Annotated in this window: 6 protein-coding genes and 1 pseudogene; 3 read left to right on the top strand and 4 right to left on the bottom strand. The window is 73.6% G+C overall.

The window, feature by feature from the left end:
* The first annotated feature begins 41 nt into the window (after positions 1-41).
* A complete protein-coding gene (locus AC5L3C_RS33300) occupies positions 42-1,121 on the top strand; it encodes an NADH:flavin oxidoreductase/NADH oxidase (RefSeq protein ID WP_493652836.1) in 1,080 nt (359 codons plus the stop codon).
* 594 nt (positions 1,122-1,715) lie between these two features.
* Here AC5L3C_RS33300 and AC5L3C_RS33295 read toward each other — a convergent pair.
* Positions 1,716-2,474: a PaaX family transcriptional regulator C-terminal domain-containing protein gene (locus AC5L3C_RS33295; protein ID WP_493652835.1), complete on the bottom strand. Its 759-nt coding sequence runs from the start codon at positions 2,472-2,474 to the stop codon at positions 1,716-1,718.
* 71 nt (positions 2,475-2,545) lie between these two features.
* Here AC5L3C_RS33295 and AC5L3C_RS33290 point away from each other — a divergent pair, with 71 nt between their 5' ends.
* On the top strand, positions 2,546-4,234 hold the full coding sequence (locus AC5L3C_RS33290) for an acyl-CoA dehydrogenase family protein (RefSeq protein WP_493652834.1): 1,689 nt from the start codon (positions 2,546-2,548) through the stop codon (positions 4,232-4,234).
* Positions 4,235-4,330: 96 nt separating this feature from the next.
* The gene (locus AC5L3C_RS33285; protein ID WP_493652833.1) at positions 4,331-5,485 is read left to right on the top strand and encodes a WD40/YVTN/BNR-like repeat-containing protein; all 1,155 of its coding nucleotides are present in this window, start codon (positions 4,331-4,333) and stop codon (positions 5,483-5,485) included.
* A gap of 65 nt (positions 5,486-5,550) precedes the next feature.
* Here the strand turns inward: AC5L3C_RS33285 and AC5L3C_RS33280 are convergent, their stop codons facing one another.
* The 3 genes and pseudogenes from AC5L3C_RS33280 to AC5L3C_RS33270 form a co-directional block, all read right to left on the bottom strand.
* Positions 5,551-6,639, bottom strand: coding sequence for an acyl-CoA synthetase family protein (locus AC5L3C_RS33280; protein WP_493652832.1), 1,089 nt, complete (start codon positions 6,637-6,639; stop codon positions 5,551-5,553).
* Complete coding sequence (locus AC5L3C_RS33275) at positions 6,633-7,595, bottom strand: ACP S-malonyltransferase (RefSeq protein ID WP_493652831.1); 963 nt, start codon at positions 7,593-7,595, stop codon at positions 6,633-6,635. The genes AC5L3C_RS33280 and AC5L3C_RS33275 overlap by 7 nt, the downstream gene beginning before the upstream one ends.
* Positions 7,596-7,736: 141 nt before the next feature.
* A pseudogene (locus tag AC5L3C_RS33270) lies at positions 7,737-13,661 on the bottom strand (type I polyketide synthase); the annotation flags it as partial.
* Between the last annotated feature and the right edge of the window lie 18 nt (positions 13,662-13,679).

The following is a 13,679-nucleotide window of genomic DNA, read 5'->3' as shown; positions in this document are numbered from 1 at the left end:
ACGACCGCACACCATCCCCGATCCGCCGAATGGAGCCCCGCGTGAGCACGCTGTTCGAGCCCTACACCTTGCGCGCCGTGACGATCCCCAACCGCGTGTGGATGCCGCCCATGTGCCAGTACTCGGCGGCTCCCGAGGGGCCCGAGGCGGGCGCACCCCACGACTGGCACTTCGCGCACTACGCGGCCCGCGCGGCCGGGGGCACGGGTCTGATCATCGTCGAGGCCACCGCCGTGTCACCGGAGGGCCGCATCTCGCCGTACGACCTCGGCATCTGGAACGACACGCAGGTCGAAGCCTTCCGCCGCATCACCGGGTTCCTCGCCGCGCAGGGCACCGTCCCCGCCGTCCAGCTCGCGCACGCCGGCCGCAAGGCGTCGACCGAGCGCCCCTGGAAGGGCGGCGCCCCGGTCGGGCCCGAGGACCACGGCTGGCAGCCGGTCGCGCCGAGCCCGCGCGCCTTCGCCGAGGGGCATCCGGTCCCCGACGAGCTGACGGTGGAGCAGATCCGGCAGATCGTCGAGCAGTTCCGCGCCGCTGCCCGCCGGGCGCTGGCCGCCGGGTTCGAGATCGCCGAGATCCACGGCGCCCACGGCTATCTCATCAACGAGTTCCTCTCCCCGTACTCCAACCACCGCACCGACGCCTACGGCGGCTCGTACGAGAACCGGACGCGTTTCGCGCTCGAGGTGACCGACGCCGTGCGCGAGGAGTGGCCGGACGACAAGCCGCTGTTCTTCCGCGTCTCGGCCACGGACTGGCTGGAGGAGGCCGGCTGGACCGCCGACGACACCGTCCGCTTCGCCTCCGAGCTGCACGCCCGCGGCATCGACCTGCTCAACGTCTCCACCGGCGGCAACGCCGCCGGCGCCCGCATCCCCACCGGGCCCGGCTACCAGGTGCCCTTCGCCGCGCGGGTGCGCAACGAGACGCCGATGCCCGTGGCCGCCGTCGGCCTGATCACCGAGGCCGAGCAGGCGGAGAAGATCCTGGCCAACGGTGAGGCGGACGCGGTGCTCCTCGGCCGCGAGCTGCTCCGCAACCCTTCGTGGGCCCGGCACGCCGCCCGCGAGCTGGGCGGCACGGTCCACGTACCGGACCAGTACCACCGCTCCGTCTGAGACGTCCGCCCACCGCGCGCCGGCCCGGAACGCACCTCGCCTTCCGGGTCACGTGCCGGGCACGCACGGGCGCACCTCACGCGACTGCTCCCGCCGGCAGCCCGCGTACGCGGCCCGCGCCGGCTCACCCGGCGAGAAATCGCGCACGACGACCGCGAACGCCGACAGCCGGTCCGCGTGAACGAGCAGCGCCCGCTAGGAGTGTCCTGAAGATCTTGAAATCGCGCCCGGCTTGCACCAGTTCATACAGATTGACATTTACCGGCAATCCGGGATGAGTCGGGCGGGCGGAGCAAGATCTTCAGCGGTCTTCTAGGTGGCGGGGCAGACGTCCGAACCGCTCCGCGGCCGCCCGTACCCCGCGCCGCCTCCCGGAACGCACGGCGCGTTGCGGGTCAGGCGCCTGGCACGCGGGAGCGCACCGCGCCCGGCCGGTCCTCGGCAGGTCGGCGGGACATGCGCATCACAGCCGCGGACGCCGTCAGCCGGTCCGGGTGAATGAGCAGCGCCCACGCCGTGGCGGGGCAGGCGTGCAGCCGTTCTGCAAACGCCCGTGGGCCGCGCCGCCTCCCGGAACGCACGGCGCGTTGCGGGTCAGGCGCCGGGCACGCGCGAGCGCACCGCGCCCGTCAGCTCCCGCCGGTACACCGCGTACGCGGCCCGCAGTGGCTCGCCCGGCCAGTCCGGGGGCAGCAGGTCGGCGGGCAGTACCGGGTCGGCGAGCAGGTGGCGTACCACGGCCGCGAACGCCGTCAGGCGGTCCGCGGGGCGGTCGGCGCGGTCGACGTGAGTGAGCAGCGTCCGCGCCGTGGCGGACCAGGCGTCCAGTGGCCACAGGGTCGCGGCGAGCTCGCCGGCGGGCCGCGCGGGGCGGGCCGTGCCGCGCTCGGCGACCTGGTCGAGCGCGGCGGGCAGAGGGCGTTCCAGATTGCCGGGACGCAGCCACACCCCCTCGCGGAGTTCGGCCAGCCGGAGCGCGGCGAGCCGGGCGCGCAGCTCGGCCCGTTCCGCGGGACCCCGGCCCGTCGCGGTGATCATCACCAGCTCCCAGTCGCCGTCCCACGCGCGGGTGCGCGGCCGCAGGGACTCGTCCTGGCGGCGCTGACGCTCCAGCAGCCGGTCGCTGAGGCGGTAGCCGGCGTCCGTGCGCCGCAGATCACCGGCGGCGACCATCCGGCTGAGCGCCGCGCGGAGCGTGGACCCGCCGACGTCGAAGCCCTCCACCAGCCGGGCGAGCTCCTTCGCCGGGAGCTCCGGCGGATGGATACCGAGCAGCAGACTCAGGACGACCGACCGCGCGGAGAGCGGGCGCAGCAGGGGCGCGTCCGCTGCCGCCGGTTCGTTCCTCCCCATGGGGCCGTACTCTACGTCGCCGATCATGTTGCATGATTGCTGCGACCGCAGTAATAGTGCAACATCGTGGCATGGCGACCACACTCGCGGACCAGCGGCAGCAGAACGGCGGCGCCCCGGGCGCCGGCCATCACGTCACGCACGACGTCACCAATCAGCCCCCGTCCCTGACCCCCTACGACGCCTCCGACGACACCGCCCTGCTGGAGGGCCTGCGGCGGGAGGGCGCCGGCTGGGCCGAGGAGGAGCTGCGCCGCCTCGGCCGGCTGGCCGGCAGCGCGCAGGCGCAGGAGTGGAGCGATCAGGCCAACCGTCACGAACCCGAGCTGCGCACCCACGACCGGTACGGGCACCGGATCGACGAGGTCGAGTTCCACCCCAGCTGGCACCACCTGATGCGCACGGCCGTCGCCGAAGGGCTGGCCGGCGCGCCCTGGGCGGACGACCGGCCCGGCGCGCACGTCGCCCGCACCGCGAAGGGCCTGGTGTGGGGCCACACGGACGCCGGACACGGCTGCCCGACGTCCATGACGTACGCGGCCGTGCCCGCCCTGCGCCGGCAGCCGGACCTGGCGGCGGTGTACGAGCCGGGGCTGACCGGCCGTGAGTACGAACCGGGGCTGAGCGTGCCGGCCGGCAAGCGCGGGCTGCTGGCCGGCATGGGGATGACCGAGAAGCAGGGCGGTTCCGACGTCCGGGCCAACACCACCACGGCGGCGCCGACCGCCGAGCCCGGCGTCTACACCCTGCGCGGGCACAAGTGGTTCACCTCGGCACCGATGTGCGACGTGTTCCTGGTGCTGGCGCAGGCCCCGGACGGGCTGTCGTGCTTCCTGGTGCCGCGGGTCCTGCCCGACGGCACCCGCAACACCTTCCGCATCCAGCGGCTGAAGGAGAAGCTGGGCAACCGCTCCAACGCCTCGTCCGAACCGGAGTTCGACGGCACGGTGGCCTGGCTGGTCGGCCCGGAGGGACAGGGCGTGAAGACCATCATCGAGATGGTCAACTGCACCCGCCTGGACTGCGTGATGATGTCGGCGGCCCTGATGCGCAAGACGCTCGTGGAGGCGGGCCACCACGCGCGCCACCGCAGCGCGTTCGGGGCGCGGCTGGTGGACCAGCCGCTGATGCGCAACGTGCTGGCCGATCTGGCACTGGAGTCCGAGGCCGCCACGGCCCTCACCCTGCGGCTGGCCGGAGCGGCGGACCGCGCGGTGCGCGGGGACGCCAAGGAGGCCGCCTTCCGCCGGATCGCGACGGCGGCCGGGAAGTACTGGGTCACCAAGCGCGGCCCCGCCTTCACCGCCGAGGCGCTCGAGTGCCTGGGCGGCAACGGCTACGTCGAGGAGTCCGGAATGCCCCGGCACTACCGCGAGGCCCCGCTGCTGTCGATCTGGGAGGGCTCGGGGAACGTCAACGCCCTCGACGTGCTGCGGGCGCTGGGCCGGGAACCGGCCACCGCTCAGGCCCTGTTCGACGAACTCGCGCTGACGCGCGGGGCGGACGCCCGGCTGGACGCGGCGGTGACCGGGCTGAAGGACCAGCTGGCACAGGGCGCGCAGGCCGGCGCCCGGCGGCTGGTGGAGCGGATGGCGCTGGCGCTCCAGGGCTCCCTCCTCGTCCGGCACGCCCCGGCCGCGGTCGCCGACGCCTTCTGCGCGACCCGGCTGGGCGGCGACTGGGGGCACGCCTTCGGCACGCTGCCCTCGAGCGCCGGGCTGGACGCGATCGTCGAGCGCGCGCTGCCGGGCGGAGACTGACGCCTGCGGGCGCCCGCATGCGCCGGCGTCCGGGCCCGCGCGGGCCCGCCGCACCGCGCCGACCTGCGGCGCGGGCCGATCCTGGGGTGACTGTCAGTGGTGGGGTGCACACTGGCCCGTGTCCGGAATCAGGACGTCGAGGACGACGTCGCGGAGGTGATCGGCATGACCGAGGTACTGCTCGCCGTGGGCACCCGCAAGGGTCTGTTCATCGGGCGCCGGCGAGGTGGCGCCTGGGAGTTCGACGAGAGTCCCTACTTCAACGCGCAGGCCGTGTACTCGGTCGCGATCGACACCCGTGGGGCGAACCCCCGGCTGCTCGCCGGCGGGGACAGCGCGCACTGGGGTCCTTCGGTGTTCCACTCCGACGACCTCGGCCGCAGCTGGACCGAACCGGCCAGGCCCGCCGTGAAGTTCCCCCAGGACACGGGGGCCTCGCTGGAGCGGGTCTGGCAGCTGCACCCGGCGGCGGCCGAGCCCGACGTGGTGTACGCGGGCACCGAGCCGGCCGCGCTGTACCGGTCGGAGGACCGCGGTGAGTCCTTCGAGCTGGTCCGGCCGCTGTGGGAGCACCCCACGCGTCCGAAGTGGATGCCGGGCGGAGGCGGTGAGGGGCTGCACACCGTGCTCACCGACGGGCGGGACGCGCGGGCGGTGACGGTGGCCGTCTCGACTGCGGGAGTGTTCCGCACCCTGGACGGCGGCGCGAGCTGGACCCCGTCGAACTCCGGGGTGTCCGCGGTGTTCCTGCCGGACCCGGACCCGGAGTTCGGGCAGTGCGTGCACAAGGTCGCCCGGGACGCGGCCGACCCGGACCGGCTGTACCTGCAGAACCACTGGGGGGTGTACCGCAGCGACGACGCGGGCGGGCGCTGGACGGACATCGGAGAGGGTCTGCCGTCGACGTTCGGCTTCGCGGTGGTGGCCCATCCGCACCGCGGTGACACGGCCTATGTGTTCCCCATCAACGCCGACTCCGACCGGGTGCCGGCCGGGCGGCGCTGCCGGGTCTTCAGGACGGCGGACGCGGGCCGCAGCTGGGAGCCGCTCACGGCGGGGCTGCCGCAGGAGGACCACTACGGCACGGTGCTGCGCGACGCGATGTGCCACGACGGCGCGGACCCGGCCGGCGTCTACTTCGGCAACCGCAACGGCGAGGTGTACGCGTCGGACGACGACGGCGACAGCTGGCGGCAGTTGGCGTCGCATCTGCCGGACGTGCTGTGCGTGCGGGCCGCGGTGCTCGGCTGAACGGGACTGTCGCCCGCATCGCGGGAGGTGGGCGACAGTCCTTCACTTCAGTACAGCCCCTCGACTCAGTACAGCCCCTCGACCGCGGTACTGGCCGTCTCCAGCGGGCGCACGTTGGCGACACCGTCGGTGGGGAAGCGGTCGCCGGTGTCGTACCGCATCGCCTCGTCCCGTTCCAGCACGTTGGGCAGGAACAGGTCGTCGTGCAGCACGGTCAGCCGGACCCGTCCCGTGGCGCCGTAGGGCACCACGGTCATCGGGTCGGTCTTGTCGACGACCGCCATGGTCACCTGCGGGAAGTTGGGCAGGTACGGCATGACCTCGCCGGCTTTCTCCACCGGCAGGCCGGCCGCGTTGCCGAAAGTGTTGCCGTAGCTCAGGCCGCAGATGCCGCCGTCCAGCGCCTCGGTGATCCGCCGGTGGACCGAGGGAACCAGGTGGGTGCCGCTCAGCCGGACGCCGCGCAGCGCGGCGACCCGCTCGGGGGCCCGCCGGATCAGCGCCACCATCAGCGCCGGGGTGGTGTTGAGGTAGTCCACCTCCCGGGTCTCCAGCACCTCCAGGATCTGGTCGAGCAGGTGCTCGGTGTAGTCCCGCGCGACGGGCATGCGCGCGGTGCGCAGCAGCCGCTTCACCCAGCGGGGGTCCATGTCGATCGCGTACACGATCCCCTGGTGCAGGTCCCCGGCCTCCCAGACGCCGTTGCCGATCAGGTGGGGTCCGGTGGGTGTCGCCTGGAGCCAGGTCCGGTGCGGTTCGAAGCCCTCGGTCGTGAACGACCAGCGGCGCCACACGCCCCGGTGGACGAGCATCTGCGGGGTGTAGAAGACGCGGCACGGCGCGCCGGTGGTGCCACCCGAGTCCCACACCCGGCCGGTGAGCGGACGGGGCACGGCCAGCGGGACGAAGTCACGCGGGTCACGCGTGCGCAGCACGTCCAGGTCGAACGGTCCGAACGCGGTCAGCTCGGCATGGCGCGTGATGTCCCGCGGGTCGAACGACAGCTCCTCGGCCCGCTGCAGCCAATAAGGGCTGCCGGTCTCGGGGTCGAAGTGACGCCGGACCACCCTCCGGGTCCACTCGTCCAGGTCCGTGTCCAGCCAGCCGTCGATGAGTTTGTCGCAGTCGGCCGGGGACGGGCTCGCGTTCAGCACGGGGCGAGTCCCGTCTCGGGGTACTCGATGCCGAGCTCGAAGACGCTGGAGACGACCTTCTCTATGTGCTCCGGCTGCTCGACGTGGACGACGGGGAAGGGGATGCGCAGCATTCCGGCCGGGATGGCGGGTCCGACCACCACACCGAGCTGGACGTCCCGTTCCCGCATGCCGTCGTACACGTACGGCAGGCTGATCGGGTCGGTGGGGTTGCGCCTGAACAGGTCGCGCACGTCGTCGCCCGAGGCCAGCTGCTTGCGGTCCAGGCAGGACATCACCGGCAGCCGGGGCGCGGCGAAGCCGATGGCGTCGATGTGGGGTTCGATGAACGCCCGGTAGGGGGCGCGCAGCGGGGTGTGCTGGGCGATGCCGCGGCCCGGCATCAGGGTCACCAGGCCCTCGGGCAGCGAGCCCGCCAGTGCGGCCAGGGGCTCGTGCAGTCCGCCCAGCATGTGGAGGCGCAGCGCGCCGTCGGCGGTGTCGCCCATGTCACCGGCGACGTACACGCCCTCGGTGCCGCCCACGAACGTCTCGACGCTCTGCCCTGCCGGGACGGCCGCGATGGCGAGGGCGTGCGCCGGGTCCGAGGGGTCCGGGTCGGGGCAGAGGCGGGTGCCGCGCAGCAGACCGAACAGCTCCTGCCGGGTGAGGGCACCGGCCAGACAGCAGCTGGTCATGGCGCCCAGGCTCAGACCGCCCAGCACGGAGGGGTGCACACCCCGCTCGGCGAGGATGTCGTGCACGGCAAGGGCGAGCGCGGTCTCCCGGATGGAACCGACGCTCTGCCGCTCCTCCTGGCCCTCCGGCAGGTCCTCCTTGAGGATCTGGCCGACGGTCAGGCCGGTCCACTCGGCGATCTGCTCGTACAGCCGCCGCATCACGGGGAACGCGCGGTGCAGCTCGATCCCGTGCGGCTCGGTGCCGACCCCTCCGCCGAGCAAGTAACCCAGTGCCATGAATACCTCCATACATCGTGTGCCGGACCCGACGGTCCGGCCGTCCGGAAAAAAAAGGGGGGAACAACACCTCGACCGCGCCGGGGCGGTGTCGAGGGGGATCGGACTGCGGGGCCCGCCCCGCCGTGCGGGCCCTGTGCGTCAGAGACTTTCCAGCCAGTCCTTGATGGCCCGGGTGGTGGTCGGCAGGTGGTCCTCCATGACCGTGAAGTGGTCGCCGGGAATGTCGAGCACCTTGGTGGCGGGCCACGCGGCGCGCCACTCCTCGCCCGACGGGTCGTCCGTCATGCCCTTCAGCGGGACGGTGGCCCGCAGCAGCAGGGTCGGCGTCTCGAGCGCGCGCGGCTCCCAGAACTCGTACATGCCGCAGTACCAGCCCATGGCCGTCAGGCGGGTGCCGTCCAGCCTGACGAACCGCTCCTCGCGTGCGAACATGCCCTTGATCAGCTGGTCCTGCACCCGGTTGATGTGCGGGCTGGTCATCGGGTAGCCGTCGACGACCACCACACCGGCCGGGGCGACGCCGCGCCGGTTCATCCGCTCGGCGGTCGCGTGCGCGAGCACACCGCCGGAGGAGGATCCCAGGAGGACGAACGGGTCGTCGCCGACCAGTTCGGCGATCATGTCGCCGTAGACGTCGACCAGCGCCTCCGGTTCCGCGGCGAGCGGTTCGCCGTTCTCGAAGCCGGGCACGTCCAGCGCCGCGACGTCGTACTCGTCCTCGAAGAACGAGGCGAACCGGACGAACTGGTGGGCACCGCCCAGGGCGACGAACGCGGAGAGGCAGATGATCCTGGGCCGCTTGGCGCCGGTGGCCAGCCGCAGCGGGCCGGGGATGCCCTCGCGGCCCTCCCTCGCCGTGAACATGGGCCGCAGCTGGGCGGCCTGGTGCAGCATCTTCACGCCCGTCTTCAGCCGGCCCTGCTCCGCGGCGTAACGGAACAACTCGCCGGCCGCCTCCATCGGGCCGACGGGCCGGGCGGGGGCCGGCGGTTCCGACGGCTCGGCCGCGGGCGCCGTCAGCAGCTCGGTGCGCAGGAACCGCGCCAGAGCCCGGGGGGTGGAGCAGTCGAAGGCGACGGTGGGGCGCAGCCGCAGTCCGGTGACCGAGGTCAGCCGGTTGCGCAGCTCGACGGCGGTGAGCGAGTCCAGGCCCAGTTCGAGGAAGGCGGCGCCGTCGTCGATGTCGTCGGCCGAGGCGTGGCCGAGCACGGTGGCGAGGTGGCCGCGCACGATCTCGCCGAGCAGGGCGTCGCCGCCCTCCTCGTCCAGGCCTGCGAGGCTGCCGCGCAGTTCGTCGGCGCCGCGCCGCTCGGGCGCCGCCGCCACATGCCGGGCGGGGCCCCGCACGAGGTCCCTGAGCAGCGCCGGGGCGTCTTCGGGCGCGGTCTCCAGTGCGGTGGCCGCGAGGGTCGCGGGCACGAGCGCGGGCGCGCCCGTGCCCCGCGCCAGGTCCATGATCGTCAGGCCCTGCGCGGTGTCGAACGGCACCACTCCCCCGCGCGAGATCCGCGCCACGTCGGCCGCGTCCAGGTTCTGGGTGAGGCCGCTGCGCTGCTCCCACAGGCCCCAGGCGAGGGACTGGGCGGGCAGGCCCTGGGCGCGCCGGTGGTGCGCCAGGGCGTCGAGGAAGGCGTTGGCCGCCGCGTAGTTGCCCTGGCCGGGGGCACCCAGGACGCCGGCGACCGAGGAGAACAGGATGAACTCGCGCAGCCCGAGGTCGCGCGTCAGCTCGTGCAGGTGGAGCGCCGCGTCGACCTTGGGCCGCAGCACGGTGCCGACCTGCTCGGGGGTGAGCGAGGCGAGCACTCCGTCGGCGAGCACGGCCGCGGTGTGCACGACCGCGGTCAGCGGCGCCTGCTCCGGTAAGGATGCCAGCAACCCGGCCACGGCCTCCCGGTCGGCCATGTCGCAGGCCGCGCCGACGACTTCGGCCTCGAGGTCCGCGCCCAGCCGCTGGATCTCCTCGGCTCCCGGGCCGCGCCGGCTCGCCAGCACGATCCGGCGCACCCCGTGCTCGGTGGCGAGGTGCCGGACCACCGCTCCGGCCAGGCCGTCGGCGCTGCCGGTGACCAGGACGGTGCCGTCCCGGTCGAACCCGCGCTCGGTGCTCTCGTGGGCGGACCGGTGCAGCCGGGGCACGCGCAGTTCGCCGCCGCGCAGCGCCATCTGGGGTTCGTCGCAGGAGAGCGCGGCCTCCAGCAGGTGCTCGCTCTCCTCGTCGGTGTCGACGAGGACGAAGGCGCCGGGGTTCTCCGACTGGGCGGACCTGAGCAGTCCCCACACCGGGGAGCCTGCCAGGTCGGTCACGTCCTCGTCGTCCCCCGTGGCGACGGCACCGTGGGTGACGACGACCAGGCGGGCGCCGTCGGGGTGGTCGGCGGCCAGCCACTCCTGGAGCCGGGTGAGCATCCGGCACGTGTTCTCGTGGGCGGCCTGCGCGGTCGGCGCGCCCGGCTCGACACGGATCACGGTGTCGGGACGCTCGCCCGCACGCGGCAGCGGGCGGGGCACCCAGGTCACCCGGTACAGCGAGTCGTGGCGGGCCAGTCCGGTGAGGCGGCGCAGTGTGAGGGAGTCGACCGTGAGAACGGGCCGGCCGGCGCGGTCGCGGGCACGGACGGACACCTCGTTCCCGCCCCGGACCGTGGTCTCCACCCGCAGGTCGGCGCCGGCCTCGCCGTGCAGGGCGACACCGCCGAAGGAGAAGGGCAGGACGGGCCCGCCCTCGTCCCCGTCGCGGGAGAGCCCGACGGTCTGCAGCGCCGCGTCGAGGAGCGCCGGGTGAACACCGAACCTCCGCAGCCCGGACCGCTGCTGCTCGGGCAGGGTCACCTCCGCGTAGATCCGTCCGTCCTTGCGCCAGGCGCGGGTCATCCCCCGGAAGGCGGGGCCGTATTCGATGCCGCCCTCGGCGAAGGCGCCGTAGAGGCCGTCGATGTCCACCGGTTCGGCGCCGGCCGGCGGCCACGGGGCGTCGTCCGGCGCCGCGTGGGTGTCCCCGGCTCCGGCGGAGGCGAGCCATCCGGTGGCGTGCCGGGTCCAGGGGCCCTCGGACGTCGTGGAGTGGACGGCGAACGGGCGCCGTCCCGCCGGGTCCGGGCCCTCCACCGACAGCTGGACGGTGAGCGGCGCGGCCGTTTCGAGCACGAGCGGGGTTTCCACCGTCAGCTCTTCCAGCAGACCGCAGCCGAGGTCCCGCCCGGCGTGCAGCACGGTCTCCACCAGGGCCGCGCCGGGCACCACCACGATGCCGCCGACGGCGTGGTCGGCCAGCCACGGGTGGGTACGCAGCGACAGGCGTCCGGTGTGCAACAGGGTGCCGCTGTCGGCGACGGGCTGCGGCCGGCCGATCAGCGGGTGGCCGTCGTCGTCCCCGAGGTGTTCGATGGCCGGGTCCAGCCAGTACCGCTTGTGCTGGAAGGCGTAGGTGGGCAGTGCGACCCGGCGGGCGCCGGGGAAGACCACGCTCCAGTCGACGGGGACGCCGGTCACGTGGAGTTCGGCGAGGGAGAGCAGGAAGCGGTCCCAGCCGCCGGCGTCACGGCTCAGCGTGCCGGTCACGGTTCCGGTCCCGGTCCCGGCGGCGGTTTCCTCGATCGCCGTGGTCAGCACGGGGTGGGGGCTGACTTCGACGAACACGCCGTGGCTTGCGGCAGCGAGGGCGCGGACCGTGGTCTCCAGTTCCACGGTCCGGCGCAGGTTGCGGTACCAGTAATCGGCGTCGAGGGCCGTGGTGTCCAGCAGCCCGCCGGTCACCGTGGAGTAGAAGGGGATCCGACCGCTGTGCGGTGACACGGGCGCGAGGGCGTCCAGGATCTCCTGGCGGATGTCCTCCACGTGGGCCGAGTGCGAGGCGTAGTCGACCGGGACGCGGCGGGCGCGTTCCACGGAGGCCAGGACCGTCTCCAGACCGGCCGGATCACCCGCCACCACCACCGAGGACGGGCCGTTCACCGCCGCGACCGACACACCCTCCGGCAACAACCGTTGGACCTCATCCACCGGCAACGGCACCGACACCATGCCCCCACGACCCGCCAGGACGGTGATGGCCTTGCTGCGCAGAGCCACGACGCGCGCACCGTCCTCCAGCGACAACGCACCCGCCACCACAGCAGCGGCGATCTCCCCCTGCGAATGCCCCACCACCGCATCCGGACGCACCCCCACCGACTCCCACACCGCAGCCAGCGACACCATCACCGCCCACAACACCGGCTGCACCACATCCACCCGGTCATACACACCCGAGCGCACCACCTCCGCCAACGACCAGTCCACAAACGGCTCCAGCGCACGCTCGCACTCCTCGAACCGCGCCGCGAACACCGACGACGACCCCAGCAGTTCCACCGCCATCCCCGACCACTGCGACCCCTGCCCCGGAAACACGAACACCTTCTTCCCGGCCGGTGCGGTGGTGCCGAGGACGGTGTGGTCGGAGAACTCGTCGCGGGCCAGCAGCTCCAGCTCGCGGACGAGGGCATCGCGATCGGCGCCGACGACGACCGCGCGGTGCGGCAGCGCGGCCCTGCCGGTGGCGGTGGAGAACCCGATGTCGGCCGGCGTGAGACCGGGCCGTTCCGCCAGGTGGGTGCGGAGCCGGTCGGCCTGGTCGCGCAGGGCGTCGGCCGTCCGGGCGGACAGCAGCCAGGGCACCGGCGTGCCGGGTGCGGGAGGGGGTGCCGCGTCGGGTTCCTCGTCGGACTCGGGAGCCTGCTCCAGGATGAGGTGGGCGTTGGTGCCGCTCACGCCGAAGGAGGAGACGCCGGCGCGCCGGGGGCGCTGGTACTCGGGCCAGTCAACTGCCTCGGTGAGCAGCCGGACGTCGCCCTCCGACCAGTCGATGTGCGTCGAGGGCCGGGTGACATGCAGGGTTTTGGGCAGCACACCGTGCCGCATCGCCTGCACCATCTTGATGACACCGGCCACACCCGCCGCCGCCTGCGCGTGACCGATGTTCGACTTCAGCGAACCCAGCCACAGCGGCCGCTCCGCCTCACGGTCCTGCCCGTAAGTGGCCAGCAGCGCCTGCGCCTCGATCGGGTCGCCCAACGACGTACCCGTGCCATGCGCCTCCACCGCGTCCACGTCGGACGGCTTCAGGCCCGCGTTGGCCAGCGCCTGCCGGATGACCCGCTGCTGCGAAGGCCCGTTGGGCGCGGACAGCCCGTTGGAGGCACCGTCCTGGTTCACCGCGCTGCCGCGCACCACGGCCAGCACCGGGTGCCCGTTACGACGGGCGTCCGACAACCGCTCCAGCAGAACCACTCCGGCGCCCTCGCCGAAACCCGCGCCGTCGGCGCCCTCGGCGAAGGACTTGCAACGGCCGTCGGCGGCGACGCCGCCCTGTTGGCTGAGGCCGATGAACAGGCTGGGGCCCGCCATCACGGTCGCGCCGCCGGCCAGGGCCAGTTCGCTCTCCCCCGCGCGCAGGGACTGCGCGGCCAGGTGGATCGCCACCAGGGACGAGGAACAGGCGGTGTCGACGGTGACGGACGGGCCCTCCAGGCCGAAGACGTACGAGATCCGGCCGGATCCCACGCTCGACTGGGTGCCCATGCCGAGGAACGCCTCGACACCGTCCGGGACGTGGTGAAGGGGGCCGCCGTAGTCGGTGCCCATGAGGCCGACGAAGACGCCCGTCCTGCTGCCGCGCAGGCTGCCCGGGTCGATGCCCGCCCCCTCGAACGCCTCCCAGCTGGTCTCCAGGAGCAGCCGCTGCTGCGGGTCCATCGCGAGCGCCTCGCGCGGGGAGATGCCGAAGAAGCCCGGGTCGAAGGCGCCGGCGTCGGTGAGGAAGCCGCCCTCGCGGGCGCGGGACGTCAGCGTGTCGGGTCCGCCCTCGCCGAACAGCCGGCCGGTGTCCCAGCCGCGGTCCTCGGGGAACGGGGAGATGGCGTCCCGCTCCTCGCTGACCAGGGTCCACAGGTCGTCGGGCGAGGCGACCCCGCCGGGGTAGCGGCAGCCGACGGCCACGATCGCGACCGGCTCGTCGGTCCGCTCCGACAGGCGCTGATTGGCCTCCCTGAGACGTTCATTGTCCACCAGTGCGCTGCGCAGGGCAGCGATCACCTGCTC

This window comes from Streptomyces speibonae, from assembly GCF_984686075.1.
This window is presented reverse-complemented; position numbering and strand designations above follow the sequence as displayed.